Here is an 18,404-nt window from a genome sequence, read left to right as displayed (position 1 = left end):
TGATCTAAAAGAATTATGATACATTCCGCTCGATACGATAGTTTGCCACCAGTCTCGATTCGCTGTCCGGCCCGACCTGCACCACATCCTGGTCGGCATTAGCAGTCTCGACGCAAACAAAGCATTTATAATCGTCGTCTTTCAGGTCGCCCATTTCCGCCGAGATTTTAGCCCATGGATTCCATACCACCGCGGTCTTGCTGCCCTTCGATTTAATTCTGATGCGACGGTCGAGCTCGGCATCCTCAATGACTATCTCGCCCTGCACGTTTCGATAGATACGATCGACTTCCTTATCGATGACCACTGCTCCAGCCTGGGATTTCACATGACCTTTATCAGTTTTATCCACGTACTCGGTTCCTTCCAGCCCTAATATCACCACCTGAGCAATATCCCCGACCTTGAAGTAAGTATGCAGCGCCTGGGTTACGGGAAACGTATCGCCATTCAAGCTGCGGGTGATCAGCTCCATATTCAGTGAATCGCTGACGGTGATCTCCAGCAAAAGCTCAAATGAATGCGGCCAGATCGCTTTTGTTTCGGCGGAATCCCTCAGCCCCAGCGTAACTTTGCCTTCCTCATTTCCGCTTGCTTCCGTCCGCATGACTTCCCAGAAGCGGTTGCGTACGAAGCCGTGCGCCGGGCGGCCCTTCCCCTCCGGATCAGGCCCGAACCAGGGCCAGCAAACCGGGGTACCGCCCTTGATTGACTTTCCAGGTTGATAATATGCACGCTCGCTGACAAACATCAGGTTGTGCGGTTCATTGGCGGGGTGAAAAGAAAGCACCTGTCCGGCGTAAATCGAAATAATGGCGCTGCCTTTGGCATTATCGACCCGTATATAGGGGAATCCGCCCGCCCCTTCGATAAACTTGATGTGATCAACGATGCCATGATTGTTGTTCAGCTGTTCGATATTCATTGTCTCGGTCCTATCTGCTCCAGGCTTGCTGCATCAAGCGAGCTGTAATTGAGCGGTTCTTGATTATTGGGTAAGTAATGACATTATAATAGCATGCCGACGTCCCGGCTGAACAATGGTTGCTGAACCCATGAGTTCTGAACCCATGAGTTCTGAACCCATGAGTTCTGAACCCGATGAGCTCTGAACCTAAGGGGTTCTGAACCCATGAATTACCTGAAAAACAACCGAAATATAAAAGGGAGGGCCCAGCGCCGTTCCATGGCCTGTTGCGGCTCCGTTTGAGGATCTCTGGCGGTGACCGGGATAAGCTCTGCCTGTAACGCAGCAAAGATATAGTAATTGACGCGTGGAGCTTTTTTGAATAATCAGACGCCCTTTGCTTTACAAAATAAATCACTCTTGAAAAAACTCGGCCCCGGACTCATAACCGGCGCCGCAGATGATGATCCGAGCGGCATTGCGACTTATTCACAAGTCGGTGCCGGGTTCGGCTATTCATTGCTGTGGACAACATTTCTAACCTTTCCCCTTATGGTGGGGATCCAGATCGTGAGTGCCCGCATTGGTCGTGTGACAGGCCATGGTCTCGCCGCGAACATTCGGCAGCGCTACCCTTCATGGCTTCTATATAGCCTTATCTGCTTGCTTCTGATTGCCAACACGATCAACATTGGCGCGAATATTGGCGCGATGGGTATGGCGCTTAAGCTTCTCATTGGTGGCCCAGCCCATCTGTATGCTGTCGTGTTCGCGCTAATATCGCTCGTACTGCAAATCTTCATACCTTTTCCACGCTATTCACCTATCCTGAAATTACTCACGTTATCGTTGTTTGCATATGTCGCCACGGTCTTCGCCGTCGAGGTTCCCTGGGGAGAGGTAATCTACAATACGGTCATGCCCTCCATATCATTCAGGGCTGATTACGCGGTTGCTGTGGTCGCTGTCTTCGGCACTACCATCAGCCCTTACCTGTTCTTCTGGCAAGCCTCGCAGGAAGTGGAAGAGCAGAGAGCGGCGGACGGCGAAGAGCCTCTGAAACAAGCACCTGAACAGGCTGAAGCTCACTTGCGCCGAATCAAGATTGACACCTACGTCGGCATGGGATTTTCCAACCTCATCGCTTTCTTCATTATGCTAACGGCAGCGGTAACGTTAAATCTCCATGGTATTACGGAGATCGAGACCACCGCGCAGGCTGCAGAAGCATTACGGCCTGTAGCTGGCGAATTTGCGTTCCTGCTGTTCTCGGCAGGTATTATCGGGACGGGGTTGCTCTCCGTGCCGGTCCTCGCAGGCTCGGCTGCTTATGCGGTAGCGGAATCGTTCGACTGGCGCATCGGCCTGGGACGTACCCTCCTGCAGGCAAGAGGTTTTTATGCCATCCTGACGATCGCAACCCTTTTAGGAGTGGCGCTTAATTTCACGTCGATCGACCCTATTGACGCACTATTCTGGAGCGCCGTTATAAATGGGGTTATAGCAGTGCCTATCATGGCAGTGATGATGTTAATGGCTGCGAAACCCGAGGTAATGGGACCATTCGTCGTTACCACTCGACTTCGAATTCTCGGTTGGCTGGGAACAATTGTGATGGCGCTTGCGGTGCTGGTGATGGCAGCAACCTGGAACGCCGGGGGGGTGTAGTATCTGGGCAGCATCGCCAGAATATGGTGAAGGCGCCTGCCCGCCAAGCCATTTTTGTTAGGAGGATACGCATCTGGCTGAGTATTGCACTGGTGATGAGGCAACGATTTGATTTTCGATCTGCTTCGTCCATATGCTTTGTAATGGGCCACACCACGATGGATTCAGTCAATCAATTTAGCCTGCATCGAATCTATCGGCCCAGTCTTTGCCTATCAAAGATTGCGGAAAAGTTACTCGGCATTACCTCCCAATTGTCCGCCAGGAGCAAAGTATTACCGCCCCAAGAGTTCTCCGACGGGTTTAAGGAGCTCGACATGATCACAGACTACTTTAGTGATAGCCAACAACGGCGCGCCCAGCAGCAAACCTGCTATTCCCCACAACCAGCCGAAAAACAACAGGACGATAAATAGAACCGCTGCATTCACGCCTGCAAATCTACCCTGTAACCACGTGGTAAACCCCATCCCCACCGCCCCTGAAATAAGCAGAAAGACCGCTACTACAAAGAACGCCTGAGGAAGCGATCCGAATTGGAGCAATGCCGCAACGCCGCTGCCAAGCGCAATCCCCACGGTGCCCAGATAAGGAATAAAATGCAGTATCCCGGCAGCAACCCCCCATACACCCGCATGTTCGAGCCCGACTGCTTCAAAGGCAAGCCAGGTAAGCATCGCAACCAGGGCATTTGATATGAGCATGACAAGCAGATAGCGTTGAATTTGTTCATCCACCTCTTCAAGTATCCGAACAGCATCTTTCTTTTGAGTGAGAGAAGGTCCGACGAACTGCACCAGTTTGCGCCGGAAATGTGTTCCTGAGGCCAACAGAAAATAAGTAAGCAACAACACGACTGGCGCTTGTGCGGTAAACGTGACCAACAAAGCGGATTGCGTGAGCATGAAATCGCGCAACCATGCGGCGGTTCCTGATTCCCGGGTCACTACCGGGGGATCCTGTGATTTCATTCCTGCGTTAACCGCAGCCCCCTGGAGCTCATCGGCAGCTTGCTGTAATGCGCTCAAGCCACCGGTATGAAAAATGCTCAAATTCTGCCGCATCTTACGCGCCGCATCTGGAAGTTTCTCGACCATTTGCGCAGTATCATCACTTAAAGTGAATGTCATCCATGAGGCCCCTCCGACAAGCGCTGTCAGCACACATGCCGCGCCCAATGCTCGCGGAACACGATATCGCTCCAACCAGTCCACCAGCGGCCATAATGTGTAACTTACAAGAATGCCAAACAATAACGGGACAATGAAAGCGCGTGCCAGATACAGCGCAGCAACCAGAGCGATCAATGCAAGTATCCAGACCGCCGTTACGCTCGTTCCAGTAGGCGCAGCTCCCGGCGGCGGTATTTCCTCGGTAACGAGCTGCACAACAGCTTTTGACGCCACAGGCGTTAATTCGGTCTCCAATTCATCAATTGGTGAATTCATGGGGTTCTCGATCTAATTGACTAGCGTCAGTTCCATGCGCGAACATTTCCGTACGTAAATACTATTCTCTCTACTCTGTCTTGCTGATTCCGCGGACGTTAAGCCCAGCCAAGGCAAACTGCAGACTAAGAAGCCCAAATGCCTCCGCGTGCCAGCCCCAAATAATCCATAGCATATTGCCGATGAGAGAAAGAAAAAACCCCCCATGACGCGCAGGTTTTGATGGGAAGGTCAGCAGCCATACCGAGAGTATAGTGACCACCATTGCAGGCCACTGCAGGAAAGAAAAGTAGTCCATATTCGTTTTACCTCATGCTCCCAGCGGGCAAATAAGCGGTTTTAAGTACACACTGCTCCTCCGTTACTTTGGCTCCTCGAAGAAAAATGTCTCGTAACATTTCGTCAGGGAGGGATAAAGTTGCTGGCAGTTGAGATACAAATGTCCAACCGGGGTGAAATAATGCTGCTCTGCATCAGTTCTGGGGGGAATAAAATCTTCGTATCGAGCGACGGTAATAGCAGCGTACGCTCCAGAACACGATGCACCTCTTGCAAAAGCAGTATTCAGGCGGTTAATGCATGAGGCGGGTCAAACATTTAAAAGACGCGCCAATTCCTCAGTACCAATGGCTGAATAAGCCCTGGCACCTGTTTAGCAGTGTGGGATTAATCCTCTACTAATGCCTCCTTGCGCTCGGCGATTTCAAGGCCCAGTTCCTCAAGATTCATATCCGACTTTTGCACCTTGGGAAACATTTCATTCTGTTCTTCTTCTATATGATGGTTAACATATTCGCCCAGTACAGTGACAACTGCGTCATACATCGGATCCGTAACTGCCATTGACTGGATTTGTGCAATCAAGTCCTTAGCCGATGCATGCTCCACCATTGCTTCGTTCATTAAATCGTCGTCATCAATAGCGGCACGCACCGCAGGATAGAAAATTTCCTCTTCCAGCTGAGCATGCACACTAAGTTCTTTGCAAATCTGTATCGCAAGTTCTTCTTTTCCAGTCTCATCATCTTTTTTGCTAAGCTTTTCGAATTCCTTGAATAACTTTTTGACCTTGTTGTGATCGTCGGTCAGAAGTTTGATCGCATCTTTTTTTGCCTTGCGTGTTGTTGTGCTACGCGTTGTGGTTTTTCCTGTGGTGCTTCCTGTAGTGGCCATGACTGTTTCCTTATGATATTAAGTTATGAATTGCTTAAGTTTCTGATAGAAAGCTGATTTTTAGCACTCTGGTATATTTTTGCGCAGGCTTTATTATTAGCGACTTTGCCATTGAGCCATCCTTCTTTTTCGGCCACTGCCCGGTGCGCGAATGCTGGGAGCAGGAAAGCCATCCGTTAATACAATTACAATTAAGCTTTTTATTCTGCCGGCTCTTTTTTATGCGGCGCAAAAAAACAGCTCGTCAATGCTTTATTGGACGCAATAGTCCCATATGTTGGGAGGAGCTTCAGTGCGGTAGCAAACGATTAGGTGAGGATGTTGGCTTGGTCGCACCTTTTTATTTTAAGCCATCGGATACATGAGCACAGTGAAGCCAGTGAACATTTCATGCAGTTTTATGAGAATTACACCTTCCTGATAGAGGAGTGACCGACTTATAGGCTCGGCGCTTGCCTTGGGCGACAAAGGTATCGTCATTGCCACAAAGCCTCTCTGGAGGCTCTCGAAGAGAACCTCAGGCAGCGCGGCTTGGTGGCAGGCGGCCATCCGGTAACAATGATAAATATCTCCCTCTCGAAGCGGATATACTATTTCCGAAGTTTATGGTCAACGATATGCCGGATGAAATGCAGGCGTGTTAACACTACTGAATGCTCCGATATGCTTGAGTTATGGGCCTTGGTTCCTATTAACGCAGCAGGATCAGCCGCGGAATAGCATCCTTATCAACCCATACTATGGCGTTTTGATGAAAGTCCCTGCCAAGCGCGCGCGACGTTTCAAGATCGAGTCCCAGGATAAGAAAACTTTCTTCCCCCGGCCAATCTCCGGCGGAATCCAAGCCCACCCCTTCGATAATGCGTGCCAGCTGGGGCACATATTGAGCTAACCGTTTCCGTAGCCGCACGCATGCTGCCCGGTTTGCCTCGGGGCTTTGACGTACGCCGAACGGATTGCAAGCAGTAATAAAGGCGGCGCACCGATGACCTGAAGTGGCAAAAAGTTGCGACAATGGCTCGGAATACTGATCCACACGCAGTATCATCGCGTCAGGCCCGGATCCAGCCTGGTAGCGAGCCGAGCGGTAGGCGGCAATGACCTCGGCGGGAATGTGAGACCGCGGCAATTGAACCTCTTATTCTTGCCTGGGGCTTATATTCGGCAGGACCCGAGAGGCAGAGCTCTGGCGCCCGTTACTTAGTAGCCACCTTTTTAGCCAACTTTTCAAAGTTCGCGTCCGCTGCCTGTAATAAGCCTCGCACCGCGATCAGAAGCGAAATAGGACCATAACCAGCCCAGCATCACGACCATGCGATTACGGAAGCTGATCAGGAAAAAAATATGCACACAGCCCCAGAGCAGCCATGCTAGGAGCCCGCTGAGACGGATCCAGCCGAAATCCAGTACCGCTGATTTGTGGCCGATAGTGGCCAGATCGCCCGCATGGTGGTAGTGAAACTCAGGCTGTGCCTGCATCCCGGCAGCACCGCCCCTACCGTCAATGCTGACTGAGCCATTTAACCTTCGCAGCAGCAGCTCGGCAACATAGTTGCCTTCCTGTTTCGCAGCGGGTGCAATGCCGGGCACAGGCCTTCCGTCGGGCCTATAGACCGCCGCGGTATCACCAATCACGAATACCGTTGGGTCTCCCGGCAGTGACAGATCGCCCAGGACACGCACACGCCCGGCGCGATCTGGCTCAACGTCCAGCCATTGAGCGGCGGGGGAAGCCGCAACGCCCGCAGCCCAGATAAGGGTTCGTGCTTCGATTCTCTTGCCGGCGGCTATTACTCCTTCTGAATCGCAGTGCTCGACCATGGAGTTGGTCAGTACTTCGACGCCCAGTTGCTCTAGTGAGCGCCGGGCCTTATCCGCCAGCGACGGGACAAAAACCGGCAGTATCTGTGGACCCGCTTCGATCAGGACAATATGCGCCGCGAGTCCGTGCATAGTTCGGGATTCCTGCGCCAGCTCGATTTTTGCCAATTCCGCGATAGCTCCGGCTAACTCCACGCCTGTCGGGCCTCCTCCGATGACGGCGAAGCTGAGCAGGCGCTGTCGCTCATCCGCATCTTCTGTTGCTTCGGCGCGCTCGAGCGCATCGAGCACGCGATTACGGATATCAAGCGCGTCTTCGATTTGCTTGAGACCGGGCGCAAATGCTTCCCAATCTTCATGGCCAAAGTATGAATGCCGCGCGCCCGTGGCAATCACCAGTATGTCGTAGGCGACAAGGCGGCCGTTTTCGCGCAAACGCACCGTCCTTTCCTGCCGGTCGATTGCCTCAACGTGACCCAGCACAACTTTGGCATTGATCTGGTTCCGCAATATCCGGCGGATCGGCGTGGCGATATCAGCTGGGGACAAGGCGGCGGTAGCGACCTGGTACAGCAAGGGCTGGAACAGGTGGAAGTTGCGCTGATCAACCAGCGTAACTTCGGCTGGCGCGGCCTGTAGCGCCCGAGCGCAGGTCAATCCGCCAAACCCGGCACCGAGAATCACAATGCGCGGTAATTGCGACGCTTGATTCTGGCCGTACCCCGGTTTGCTCCCTGAACGGTCGTTCATTGGTTTTACCTGGCCTCGCGTTCATGGTGCGTCATGGTTTTCTTCAGCCATTGCATCGCGCGGTTCCCTTCTCAAATAGATATAGCGCCCGATCCTGTGGCAGATTCAACATAGGTTATGGGGACGAGCTTGTCAAAAACCACAGCAACAGCCGGTGGCCTGCGCTTGCAACCGATCGGCCAGGACTCGACGAAATCCGGGGTGAGTACGTACCACGAAATAATCCCGGGCTTATATAAAGATCGATCCGCCGCTCTCAACAGTTTTGCCAGGATAGCGGTCCGCCTTTCAAGTGAGTGCCGAGAGTATCGTTTTACCTTGAGGAACTATCCGGCGTTTTCTCGTTCATTACGCAACGGGTGGTCGTTGGCGCGGTATAATGGCGGGCGGGCGTTTTTTTCTTTTCAGCTTGACCCTCACCTTAATGACCGTTCCCCTTTATCCATGTCCCTGTTACCCATGTCCCGGGCTCCATGATCGAGGCTGACCCACAGAAGGGAAATAAGACGAGCGCGTCTCAGCCGCTACCGTGAGGATGGTGCGCGAACTGCCGGATTGAACATTCGTGTCCCTCGCTCGCCGGGTCATATTTTTCGCCCCAGCGCAGCAGTTCCATCATGGTAGGCAGCAGATCCAGACCTTTTTCGGTGAGCGAATAAATAAACCTGCGCGCATTGTCGGGGTCACCCTGCCGCAGAACAATATGGGATTCTTCCAGTTTTCTCAGGCGGTCGGCAAGTATATTGGAAGCGATTTTTTCGGGAGAAGAAAGGAAATCCCGGAAGTAGCGCTTCTCCAGGAACATGATGTCGCGGATGACGAGCAGGGTCCACTTATCGCCGATCATATCGAGCGCGCAACTCATCGGGCAGGAGGAGCGTTTGATTTGATCTTGTTTATTGATTCTGTTAGCCATTGGGCGGGACAGGATTATTTTTAGTTGCATTGGGGTATTAACTCTCATTATACTTTCATTGTGCAACCATGAACGACGATAATTAAGCGCTAACTCATCGTTGGCAAGTCATAATTTACATCTTAAGACGCCTTTGTCTTATGGCAGAGGCGCGGCTGGTGTGCTGAAACGGCGCCGTGCCGAAACCACGCACCTCATCCAGCGATATATCGATCAAGCATGAATGCAGAGGCAACCGAACAAATCAGAAGGAGGTAATGGATGATGATCAAGCAAGCGATTCAAGCGGGCGCGTTGGCGCTTGTTTTTGCCGCGGGGTTGTACAGCGGCACCGCGGCGGCGCATGGAAGGGTGGCTATGGAAGAAGATACATGCATGCGCCGGCTCGGCGACAACAGCATGGTGCATTTGAGCGCTTATCAGCCACAACACGAGCCGAGCGACCAGTACTGTACTGATATACCGAAAGAAGGAAATACATTCCTGGTGGTGGATCTCGTCGATCCAGCATTACGCGATATCCCGGTAGGAATGCGAATAGTAAGAGGAACCAGCGAGCAGGAAGATGAGACCGTGAGCTATGTTCGTCCGAGTCACCACCCTGATGGAGTGATGCGGGGAGAGACCACCCTCGATAAGGGACAATACACCGTATTTATCACGGGTGAATCGGTGCCTCCGGTGCATTACCAGTATCCATTGCGAGTACAGATGATCAATTACGCGAAAACCTTCCGCGCCGCGGTATGGCCGCTGATCGGAATGCTTTTGCTGACCTTCCTCGGGTACAGGATCATGCAATCGAAGCGGGTGCGGCAATGGAGATCGTCGCGCCGTCCGTAGCGCTCCCTAGCAAATCCCAAGTAACCATTCATACCCTTTCGAAAGGGTATGAGGTAAGCTGATTAAGGCGAGAGGGCTGATTTGAAGCCATCGCCAGTGCTCTCTGGCTCCCCCGGCATGCAGATGCCACGTGGAGCCACTGGGGCCACGCCGATATCCGCCTCGTGGGCAATTACGCAAAAGTGTGTGTCCGCGCCCGGATCAGCTTAACTCAAACAGGCCAAGCGCCAGAAAATCTTCAACTGCCTGCGTCTCCAACCATCTGCGAACTCGATCGATGGGGCAAAACGCCAAGTGGCGCTCAGTCACCTGCTCCTGGTGAAAGCGATGCCCATGAAAACAAAAAAAAGCAGAGCACAATCGATGCTTCCTTCCTGATCCCCACAAGCTAAAACGCCTCGCATGCGTGTCGCTACTCATTTAAAGTGATATATCAGATAATATGGATATCCCGCTGATTTATTTTAATAAGTAGTTCCACATTCGTGGGATTCTTTGTGGTACTCCTCGGGGTGTACCTCAGTCCAATGGTAACGTTCCGGTAATTCAGTAAGATGCTGGTGCGGGTGTCTCGACCACCCTGCAGAGGTAGCACCCGCCCCGGCCTTAGGCAAACCCTATGAGCCGGGTTTTTTAGAGTACTGGTAGCCTGATGGGCGAGCATATTAGGGTGAGTTTATATTGCTAGCCTCCCCGTAGCAATTCGATGGCAACTCGGGCAACCAATGCGGCGAATAGGCGGAAACACGTAAAGTTAGGCTAGAGTTCCATTGGATCAGTATTTGAGCCGGCCTCGTCACTATGCCGACACACCCGGCCGCTATTATCCCAAGTGATTTATAAGCAAACAAGGTCGCGGCAAGCGCGACTTCGTTCTCCGGATGTTCCGCGCGCCGGTGTTTCAAGTTCTGGAATCTATTGTCCTGTTAATTCATTTGGAGCAAGCTATGAAGACAAAAACGAAATTGCTGCTCGGCGCTGTTGCCGCCCTTCTCTCTACCGGCGTCTCTGCCGGCGCCGTTATCGCCGACGCTCAGGTCAGAATCACCGAAGTGGCGCCGTGGGCTAGCAGCAACTCACCCTACGCCTCGGACTGGTTCGAACTCACAAACACCGGTACCTCCGCAGTGAACATTACCGGCTGGAAGATGGACGACAACTCAAATTCCTTCAGCTCGGCGGTGGCCTTGACGGGCATAACCAGCATAGCAGCCGGCGAGTCTGCGATTTTCATCGAAAATTCGGTCAACGCGAGCTTCCTCAGCACCTGGTTTGGTAGCTCCTCCCCCTCCGCCCTGCATATAGGCAACTACTCGGGTTCGGGTGTTGGACTGAGCACTGCCGGCGACGCGGTCAATATCTACAACGCCAGCGGTGCTCTGCAGGCTGCAGTGACCTTCGGTGCGTCAGATACCACCTCCCCTTTCCAAACTTTCGACAACGCAGCCGGGCTGAACAACACAATGATCTCGTCGTTAAGCGTCGCCGGCGTCAATGGGGCTTTCGTAGCCACAAATGACAGCGCCGAGATTGGTTCGCCCGGAGCTATCTCAGCAGTGCCTGAGCCTGAAACCTATGCCCTGTTCCTGGCTGGCCTTGGCTTGACGGGTTTTATGGCGCGTCTCAGAAAAAAGAAAGAAGTTGCCTAGTGGTATTCAGTCGCAACTAAACACTCCCCGCTTCGGCGGGGTTGTCGTTTTATCTCAAGCAATGTGCAGCGATGTGCGCACGACCGTGTGACATCCAGCATCCGCAGCGCAACCAGGTCGCACCCTCGCAAGATGGCGCGTTATCTGGCTTTCTACATAGATACTACTTGACGTGAAATTCTCCTGAACTAATGTTATAAGGATGGGCAACTAGGCCCATTGGGGAGATACTGACGGGGTAATTCTCTACAGCATGAAATAACCTGACTACGAAGAGGATTTATGTGCGAACAGCAGACAATACGTCCAAGATCCACCAGCGTGGTGCTCGCCTTGGCGCTCAGCATTGCGGTTTCGGGCTGCGTCACCGGTCACGAAATCATGCAGAACCGCGTCGTGGTTCCGGCGGGTGCAGTTGCAAAGGTCAAGGTAGTATGCCCGAGCGGTAAGAAGGTCCTGGGAGGCGGGTTCAACATCGAGATACCCGAGGATGTAAAGGTTTATGCCTCAGATCCGAGCGACGGCCAGGGGAACATTGTCAATAATGGCTGGCGGGTGATGGTGCGAAATGAGGGAGCTACCGCTCGGCAGGCGACGGCTATCGCGATCTGTGCAACGGCTCAGTAGTATGTAACGCAAGTAAGTGACGCAACCGAGCTCTATTTTGCAGAAACAGGCGCGTATCACATGATGCTGAGGACGCGCACAAGGCGGCAGGGGGAACAGGGGAAGCAAAGCCTCAGCCTTCCGGGCGACCAGTTGGCAACGTGCGACTAGCGGCACAACAGTACGTGGATGGATTTGTTCGAAACGTGGGATACGCCCGCTATGCGGAAAAATCACAACTACCACCAAAGGAGCAACGTCATGAAAAAAAACCCAGTCGGCTGGTTTGAAATTTATGTGCAAGACATGGAGCGCGCCAAAGCATTTTACGAGGCCGTCTTTCAAGGTAAGCTCGAGCCTATAGAAAGCCCTGACTTGGAAATGTGGACCTTTCCGATGTCGGAAGAAGGTTATGGTGCAGCAGGTGCGCTGGCGAAAATGGAAGGTTGTTCTTCCGGTGGAGGCGGCACGCTGGTTTACTTCATGTGTGAAGACTGCGCGGTGGAGGCTGCCCGTGCCGCCGAACACGGCGGACGCGTTTTCAAGGAAAAAATGGCCATTGGTAAATATGGCTTCATCGCGCTGGTGTTCGACACCGAGGGCAATATGATTGGATTGCATTCCATGCACTAGGGTAGTTTTATGAAATGGTATGCCGGTCCAGCCGGGCGTTATCTGGGCGCCGTTAATCAAGTCCTTTTTATGCGGCTGTGGGCGGCTGTCCTGCCAGGAATCTGCCGGTCCTGAATCTGCACCAGACTTTCCATGCGTCCCCGATGGGAGCGCCGTGCCGTGTCGAGCTCCGAAACGACGCGGCAATGACCTCATCGCTGCAACGCTATGAGTTGATGCGAATCACTGCCCCAATACTCACTCCCCCAACACTCCCCCAACACTCCCCATCAGCATGGCCGCCGACCTGTTCGAAATGTTTGACGCTGCCCGCTACACCGCTGGGAGCGTGGTTCCGGGGTATGGCTGCCACCCGCGCAAACTATACATACCGTTGCTAAACTGGATATAGAGCATACGACCCACAGCATACAGTCCATAGGCCGTTCCGAACGTTCAAAAACAATTGGCAGCTACTCCACATTGAGTTTGCTCTCGATCTCCCATTTGATCCATCGGCATCTACTCTGGTTTTTGATCGGCGCGTATCTTATTGCCATGGTCATGCCGAGTCCCGGCTTATGGATCAGAAATGTTTCGTTGGGGGAGATAAATATCTTCCAAGCAAAAACAAGCATATCGCTGCTGATGATCATGCTCGCCATGCTCATGTTCAACGCTGGATTGGGGTTGAAATTTTCCGATCTGAAAGACCTCATGCAGAAAAAGTATCTTTTGCTGGCCGGGTTGGCGGCCAATTTGATCATCCCCATCGTTTATATTTATGGCATGACCATAGCCATGCGGCTGCTCTGGTATGAACCGATCGAAGTCCAACATATTCTGGTGGGGCTGGCGCTGGTCGCAGCCATGCCGATCGCTGGATCGTCAACCGCATGGGCGCAGAACTCCAACGGAAATCTGGCCTTAAGCCTGGGACTGGTCTTTTGCTCGACGATTCTAAGCCCCATCCTCACTCCAGCAACATTTCACATTTTTGGCGAAATGGCTTCGGACGAGTACGAAAAAGTATTGCAGGGCCTGGCCGCATACGGCTCCGGGGGCTTCCTCGGTCTTTGGGTGGTGATGCCGTCATTGATGGGCATTGCGGTGCGCCTGGTCATTAACAAAGACTGGCAAACACGGGGTATGCCCTACCTAAAGCTCATCAATAGTATTGTTTTGCTGTTATTGAATTACTCCAATGCTTCAGTATCCCTGCCACAAGCTATGGCTGAACGTGACTATGATTTCCTGGGCATGACGCTGGCAATTACCACAGGGCTATGCTTGGCCCTGTTTGCTGCGGGATACGGCTTGAGCCGATTGTTCAGGTTGAACCGCGCGGAGCAGGTTTCGCTGATGTACGGACTGGGAATGAACAATAACGGGACCGGGTTGGTCCTGGCATCGTTAGCTTTATCGGCCTACCCCAACATAATGGTGCCGATCATATTCTATAACCTGGTGCAGCACATCGTAGCCGGGACGATACACGAAGTAATGAGTAGAAGGAATGAGTAGAAGGAATGAGTAGAAGGAATGAGTAGAAGGGACGAGTGGAAGGGCGAGCAATCTGGACAGGTGAAAATCGATCAACCGGACCGGTGGTTAAAAAGAATTATAAGAATTACCAGGATAGGTCGCATGACAGCCCTCTGCTATTTAATGAATGAATGTCGGTACCCAAGGACTTCGGGGTTAACTGGGCCTCCTGGTTAACTGCCGGGCCTCGAAAGGAAATGGCACAGCTGGAGTTGGCGCCTTGTTGGGTCACCGCTTGAACTCCGCCGCTTGGTGATCGCCGGCATGCTCACCAAATCATTGTTTCACATCGTCCGCCAACCGGCGGTGATAGTGAGCCAAATTCATGTTTGCATTCGCGGCCTCCTCATAGACGCGCGCCAAAGCCTGGGAATGCTCTATCAGATCTTCGGTTTGCCTGCCATAGTAATAGCCGTGATCCTGATATTCCGTGAGCATCTTCTTTTGTTGGTCCGCCTTTGCCTGCATGCTTTTTGCCGCATCCTCGTAGTGCCTGGCCAACGCGTAATGATCCGCGCCGCTTTTGGCATTCCGAATCGCGCTTGTCATATCCATGGGATGAGGCTCGATATGCGCGCAGGAGGCCAATAAACCCACGGTAGCAAGAAGGATTAGAAAAATACGGGATGTCATGAATTGTCTCCCTGTTGAGTTGTTACAAAAAATAATAATAACATTAAACCCTGTAGTGTTATTTATAGCTTGATGCGATTGAGCCGCAGTGCATTGGTGACCACAGAGACCGAACTCATCGCCATGGCGACGCCCGCGAACATGGGCGACAACAGCAGCCCGAAAGCGGGGTAAAGCACCCCTGCGGCAAGCGGGATGCCAAGCGCGTTATACCCAAATGCAAAGGTGAGGTTCTGCCGGATATTGCGCATGGTAGCGCGCGACAGCACCACAGCGCGCGCAATGCCCCGCAGGTCGCCTTTGACGAGCGTGATATCCGCGCTCTCCATCGCTATGTCGGTCCCCGTCCCCATTGCAATGCCCACGTCTGCTTGCGCCAGCGCGGGCGCATCATTAATGCCATCGCCCGCCATTGCCACCTTGTGCCCCTCGGATTGTAATCGCTTGACATGCCTGGCCTTGTGCTCGGGAAGCACTTCAGCCAGGGTTTCGCGGATGCCGAGCTGCCGGGCAACCGCTTCGGCAGTGCGCCGCGAATCGCCGGTGAGCATCACAATGTGTATACCCAGGCTCCGAAGCGTCGTGATGGCTTCGGGCGTGCTCTCCTTGACGGGATCGGCGACCGCGGCGATTCCGGCCGCTACGCCATCCACCGCGAAAAATACCACCATTTTTGCTTCCGCCCGCCAAGCTTCCCCTTGCTCGTCCCAACGCTGCGTGTCGATATTGTGCTGTGAGAGAAAATTCCGACTGCCAACGAGCACCCGTTTGCCGTCGATATTGGCCTGCACTCCCAGACCACTGAGTGCCTCGAAATCCTCCGCTTGCGGAAGTTTCAGACCGCGAGCCCTGGCGCTCGCAACAATTGCCCGCGCGATCGGATGTTCGGAAAGCTGCTCTACGCCAGCCACGAGCGCGAGCGCCTCGTCCTGGGCGATACCTTCAGTGGCAAAATCGGTCAGGGCCGGGTGCCCCAGCGTCAGCGTGCCCGTCTTGTCCACGACAATTGTGTCGATATTCCGCATGCGCTCGATGGCCCCGGCATTGCGGAACAGGATGCCCGCGCGTGCGCCCTGCCCCATTGCCACGGTCATCGAAATGGGCGTTGCAAGGCCGACTGCACAGGGGCAGGCAACGATAAGGACCGCGATCGCATTGACCAGTGCATACGTGAATTTCGGCTCGGGACCGAAAAACGACCATGCGAGTGCCGTTATGATCGCGATGGCGATCACGAACTGGACAAAATAAGCGGCAATGACATCGGCGAGCCGCTGAATGGGTGCGCGCGTGCGCTGTGCTTCGCCAACCATGTGAACAATGCGCGCCAGCAGCGTGTTCGCACCTACCCGCTCGGCACGAACGACCAGTGAGCCGTTGCCGTTCACCGTTGAGCCGATCACCTTGTCGCCCGGGCCCTTGGCCACTGGTATCGGCTCGCCGGTAATCATCGATTCATCCACCCTACTCATGCCCTCAAGCACTATGCCGTCGACAGGTATTTTCTCGCCCGGCTTCACCCGCAGCCGATTACCAACAGCGACAGCCTCAAGCGACACCTGCTCCTCCATCCCATCGTCGCGCAAGCGCCAAGCCTGATTGGGAGCGAGTTTCAGCAGTTGCTGAATGGCTAGGCTGGTCTGTCCCATGGCCTTCAATTGCAGGTAGTCGCCAAGTATTACCAGCGTCACGATGACCGCGGCCGCTTCAAAATAGGTTCCCACCGAGCTATCGTGTTCGCGAAACTCTGGTGGAAACCAGCCGGGCATGAATATGCCCGCAAGACTGAACAGGTAGGCGCACCCTACCCCCAGTCCAATCAGGGTGTACATGTTGAGCGCCCGGTGCGCGAGCGATAGCCAGAATTTGCGCAGGATGGGCCAGCCCACCCACAGCACAACAGGCGTCCCAAGCAAAAATTCGGCCCAGCCGCGTTCGCGCGGCTGTAACCCAAACAGCTCCCCGATGCCCAGCATGGGCGCCATCGCGATTACTAGCAGCGGGACGGTCAAAGCGATCCCTACCCGTAACCGCCGCGCGAGATCATTCAATTCGGTATCGCCGGCCTCCCCTGCGCCCATGCCTGTGCCGGCAATGGGTATCAGCGCCATGCCGCAGATGGGGCAATCGCCCGGTGCGTCCCGTACGATCTCCGGATGCATCGGGCAGGTCCATTGGGCACTTGTCACCGGTTGATGTGGGACGTGGGCCATCATATCTTCATGCCCATGAGGGTGAGCCGCGTGCGACGGTATGTGATTACGGTCTGCTGGCACTTTCCGAGTCCCTGAAGTTACCGTCTTATATATATGTATAACCGATCCATCGCGGTATTTCTAATCGCCGGGTATTAATAATCCCCATGCCGTACCATAACCTGCCATCGTTGGCGCTGCCGTGGATGCACTGATATGGCAATTTAGCGAATGGTTGAAGCTCATGCGCATACTGTCAATGAAGCCGTAGTGGTTGAACCTGGAAAGCTTCTGCCTTATCGCGGTAGCGTTATAGGTTATGTAGCGCGGGAAGCGTCGAGCCAGGGAAGCCCGCAGGATCGTATTACGTAAATCAGGATCAGCAGTAGGAGAGCTCTTGATTGATCCGCTCAGCGGGCGTTTTTATTTTTTATGCTCGGAGCCTGATTCGGCGTTCTGGCGCGCCGGTCTGCCCGCAAGGTCTGAAAATATGCCGGAAGGGATTAAAAGACCGGTTGAGGGATGAGGGCTACCTGCAACAGGACCCGACCAGGATTGGATTCGAGGTGAACGATGATTACCGAGTGATCAATTGCCAAGGCGTCCAGCAGAAAATTTTTTCTATATAGGACCATGCTGAAGGCCCGCTTGTGGGAAGCAATCGCGGTTCCTGAACTGCGGGTGCATGCCCGGCGCTTGTCAGAATTCCTGAAAATCGCCAACGACTAAGGCGCAATACCGAAGGCGTGACCAATCTCGGGTCGTCGCATCTACTTGGCCTTACCTCACAGCGGTAATGACGGAGGTGGAGCCCTGCTGCACGAACTCGACTTCAACCTTTTTGCCTACCACAAGCTTGTCGAACAGCGCCGGGTCCTTGACCGAAAAATTCATGGTCATCGCGGGCCAGTTCAGGCTTTTAACGGGCTCATGCGCGAGCTTGACCTTGCCGTTGGCCGTATCCACGCCTTTGACTACGGCGATAGTTTTATGGGTGGTTGCTTTTGAACCGGCGCCAGGTTCGTCGCTCATGCCGGCGGTTTGCGCAGTGGCGAGGCCAGAGGCGGAGAAAGCGAGAATTAAGGCAAGAGTTGGGATGAATTTCATTGCGTTGTTCCTTTTATAGGGATTGGGTTTGAATGATTTGATATGTCGTGCGATTTTGGCGGTTGCCCGTCGGCTCGATGTGCCGAACATACTCCTCTTCATCTATACCTTATGGGTACGCTCCTGCGAAGCGTGTACCAGGGGGGTGAAGTTTGTTGTACGGCCTTCCCCATAACGCCCCGGCCAGACCGGGTAATGCTGGATCTCAACCGTATCGATATTATCTCACACGACCCGTACTGGTGTTTCCAACAATCAATGAGACTAGGGAAGATGGCACTCGCGTAGTGATAACTAAAACCGAAAAATCTCTCGTTTTCATGAAATATCCCTGTTTAAGATGATTCGAAGAAAGAGATAACGCTAATGAAGCAGATGAATCGACCAGATGTACCTTCTCGCAGTGTCGCCAGTGGCACCACTTCGCTCAACCCGCCCTTCTGAGCTAGCTTTGATGGGCTGTCTTTACTCAGCAATTTAAAAAAATTGTAAGTTTTATTATAATTAATGTGTTATATCGTACTGTTAAGA

16 protein-coding genes are annotated in these 18,404 nt (G+C 53.3%); 7 read left to right on the top strand and 9 right to left on the bottom strand.

Annotated features, from left to right (window positions below; genetic code table 11):
• Nucleotides 1–13: 13 nt before the first annotated feature.
• The gene (locus BMX00_RS04275) at nt 14–925 is read right to left on the bottom strand and encodes a D-hexose-6-phosphate mutarotase (protein ID WP_090827452.1); all 912 of its coding nucleotides are present in this window, start codon (nt 923–925) and stop codon (nt 14–16) included.
• A gap of 402 nt (nt 926–1,327) precedes the next feature.
• Here BMX00_RS04275 and BMX00_RS04270 point away from each other — a divergent pair, with 402 nt between their 5' ends.
• On the top strand, nt 1,328–2,575 hold the full coding sequence (locus BMX00_RS04270) for an NRAMP family divalent metal transporter (protein WP_245727683.1): 1,248 nt from the start codon (nt 1,328–1,330) through the stop codon (nt 2,573–2,575).
• 275 nt (nt 2,576–2,850) lie between these two features.
• On the opposite strand, the gene BMX00_RS04265 is transcribed toward BMX00_RS04270, so the two are convergent.
• The 5 genes from BMX00_RS04265 to BMX00_RS04235 all read right to left on the bottom strand — a co-directional run bounded on the left by BMX00_RS04265 (nt 2,851) and on the right by BMX00_RS04235 (nt 8,713).
• Nucleotides 2,851–4,023: an AI-2E family transporter gene (locus BMX00_RS04265; protein WP_090827448.1), complete on the bottom strand. Its 1,173-nt coding sequence runs from the start codon at nt 4,021–4,023 to the stop codon at nt 2,851–2,853.
• A 666-nt stretch (nt 4,024–4,689) separates the two neighbouring features.
• Entirely contained in the window at nt 4,690–5,196 is a 507-nt protein-coding gene (locus BMX00_RS04255; protein ID WP_090827444.1) for a hemerythrin domain-containing protein, read from the bottom strand.
• Between the two features lie 691 nt (nt 5,197–5,887).
• Complete coding sequence (locus tag BMX00_RS04245; protein WP_090827439.1) at nt 5,888–6,325, bottom strand: DUF3293 domain-containing protein; 438 nt, start codon at nt 6,323–6,325, stop codon at nt 5,888–5,890.
• Between the two features lie 98 nt (nt 6,326–6,423).
• Nucleotides 6,424–7,767 carry an NAD(P)/FAD-dependent oxidoreductase gene (locus BMX00_RS04240; protein ID WP_090827437.1) on the bottom strand — a complete coding sequence of 448 codons (1,344 nt, stop codon included), beginning with the start codon at nt 7,765–7,767 and terminating at the stop codon, nt 6,424–6,426.
• A gap of 517 nt (nt 7,768–8,284) precedes the next feature.
• A complete protein-coding gene (locus BMX00_RS04235) occupies nt 8,285–8,713 on the bottom strand; it encodes a winged helix-turn-helix transcriptional regulator (protein ID WP_245727681.1) in 429 nt (142 codons plus the stop codon).
• 231 nt (nt 8,714–8,944) lie between these two features.
• On the opposite strand from BMX00_RS04235, the gene BMX00_RS04230 reads away from it, so the two are divergent.
• The 5 genes from BMX00_RS04230 (at nt 8,945) to BMX00_RS04210 (ending at nt 13,917) form a co-directional block, all read left to right on the top strand.
• Complete coding sequence (locus BMX00_RS04230) at nt 8,945–9,526, top strand: hypothetical protein (RefSeq protein ID WP_342707144.1); 582 nt, start codon at nt 8,945–8,947, stop codon at nt 9,524–9,526.
• A gap of 947 nt (nt 9,527–10,473) precedes the next feature.
• Nucleotides 10,474–11,175: a lamin tail domain-containing protein gene (locus tag BMX00_RS04225; RefSeq protein ID WP_090827730.1), complete on the top strand. Its 702-nt coding sequence runs from the start codon at nt 10,474–10,476 to the stop codon at nt 11,173–11,175.
• 282 nt (nt 11,176–11,457) lie between these two features.
• The gene (locus tag BMX00_RS04220) at nt 11,458–11,802 is read left to right on the top strand and encodes a hypothetical protein (RefSeq protein WP_090827434.1); all 345 of its coding nucleotides are present in this window, start codon (nt 11,458–11,460) and stop codon (nt 11,800–11,802) included.
• A gap of 240 nt (nt 11,803–12,042) precedes the next feature.
• Nucleotides 12,043–12,414 carry a VOC family protein gene (locus tag BMX00_RS04215; RefSeq protein WP_090827432.1) on the top strand — a complete coding sequence of 124 codons (372 nt, stop codon included), beginning with the start codon at nt 12,043–12,045 and terminating at the stop codon, nt 12,412–12,414.
• 462 nt (nt 12,415–12,876) lie between these two features.
• Nucleotides 12,877–13,917, top strand: coding sequence for a bile acid:sodium symporter family protein (locus BMX00_RS04210; protein ID WP_090827430.1), 1,041 nt, complete (start codon nt 12,877–12,879; stop codon nt 13,915–13,917).
• A 297-nt stretch (nt 13,918–14,214) separates the two neighbouring features.
• On the opposite strand, the gene BMX00_RS04205 is transcribed toward BMX00_RS04210, so the two are convergent.
• Entirely contained in the window at nt 14,215–14,571 is a 357-nt protein-coding gene (locus BMX00_RS04205; protein ID WP_090827428.1) for a hypothetical protein, read from the bottom strand.
• Between the two features lie 62 nt (nt 14,572–14,633).
• Nucleotides 14,634–16,787 (bottom strand): copper-transporting P-type ATPase, encoded by a 2,154-nt coding sequence (locus BMX00_RS04200; RefSeq protein WP_090827426.1) that lies wholly within the window; start codon nt 16,785–16,787, stop codon nt 14,634–14,636.
• A gap of 210 nt (nt 16,788–16,997) precedes the next feature.
• Between BMX00_RS04200 and BMX00_RS14545 the strand changes: the two genes are divergently transcribed.
• Complete coding sequence (locus BMX00_RS14545) at nt 16,998–17,138, top strand: hypothetical protein (RefSeq protein WP_177171756.1); 141 nt, start codon at nt 16,998–17,000, stop codon at nt 17,136–17,138.
• 408 nt (nt 17,139–17,546) lie between these two features.
• On the opposite strand, the gene BMX00_RS04190 is transcribed toward BMX00_RS14545, so the two are convergent.
• Nucleotides 17,547–17,873, bottom strand: coding sequence for a copper-binding protein (locus BMX00_RS04190; protein WP_090827729.1), 327 nt, complete (start codon nt 17,871–17,873; stop codon nt 17,547–17,549).
• Between the last annotated feature and the right edge of the window lie 531 nt (nt 17,874–18,404).

It is taken from the genome of Nitrosovibrio tenuis (genome assembly GCF_900109785.1).
Taxonomy (GTDB): Bacteria; Pseudomonadota; Gammaproteobacteria; order Burkholderiales; family Nitrosomonadaceae; genus Nitrosospira; species Nitrosospira tenuis_A.
The sequence above is the reverse complement of the archived record's forward strand: the minus strand, read 5'-3'. Positions and strand labels throughout refer to the sequence as shown.

Excerpts from the sequence above, each read along its gene's own strand:
- BMX00_RS04240 (WP_090827437.1), bottom strand. The coding sequence starts at position 7,767 with ATGAACGACCGTTCAGGGAGCAAACCGGGGTACGGCCAGAATCAAGCG.
- BMX00_RS04275 (WP_090827452.1), bottom strand. The coding sequence starts at position 925 with ATGAATATCGAACAGCTGAACAACAATCATGGCATCGTTGATCACATC.
- BMX00_RS04215 (WP_090827432.1), top strand. The coding sequence starts at position 12,043 with ATGAAAAAAAACCCAGTCGGCTGGTTTGAAATTTATGTGCAAGACATG.
- BMX00_RS04265 (WP_090827448.1), bottom strand. The coding sequence starts at position 4,023 with ATGAATTCACCAATTGATGAATTGGAGACCGAATTAACGCCTGTGGCG.
- BMX00_RS04225 (WP_090827730.1), top strand. The coding sequence starts at position 10,474 with ATGAAGACAAAAACGAAATTGCTGCTCGGCGCTGTTGCCGCCCTTCTC.
- BMX00_RS04200 (WP_090827426.1), bottom strand. The coding sequence starts at position 16,787 with ATGATGGCCCACGTCCCACATCAACCGGTGACAAGTGCCCAATGGACC.
- BMX00_RS04255 (WP_090827444.1), bottom strand. The coding sequence starts at position 5,196 with ATGGCCACTACAGGAAGCACCACAGGAAAAACCACAACGCGTAGCACA.
- BMX00_RS04235 (WP_245727681.1), bottom strand. The coding sequence starts at position 8,713 with ATGCAACTAAAAATAATCCTGTCCCGCCCAATGGCTAACAGAATCAAT.
- BMX00_RS04230 (WP_342707144.1), top strand. The coding sequence starts at position 8,945 with ATGATGATCAAGCAAGCGATTCAAGCGGGCGCGTTGGCGCTTGTTTTT.
- BMX00_RS04205 (WP_090827428.1), bottom strand. The coding sequence starts at position 14,571 with ATGACATCCCGTATTTTTCTAATCCTTCTTGCTACCGTGGGTTTATTG.
- BMX00_RS04220 (WP_090827434.1), top strand. The coding sequence starts at position 11,458 with ATGTGCGAACAGCAGACAATACGTCCAAGATCCACCAGCGTGGTGCTC.
- BMX00_RS04190 (WP_090827729.1), bottom strand. The coding sequence starts at position 17,873 with ATGAAATTCATCCCAACTCTTGCCTTAATTCTCGCTTTCTCCGCCTCT.
- BMX00_RS14545 (WP_177171756.1), top strand. The coding sequence starts at position 16,998 with ATGGTTGAAGCTCATGCGCATACTGTCAATGAAGCCGTAGTGGTTGAA.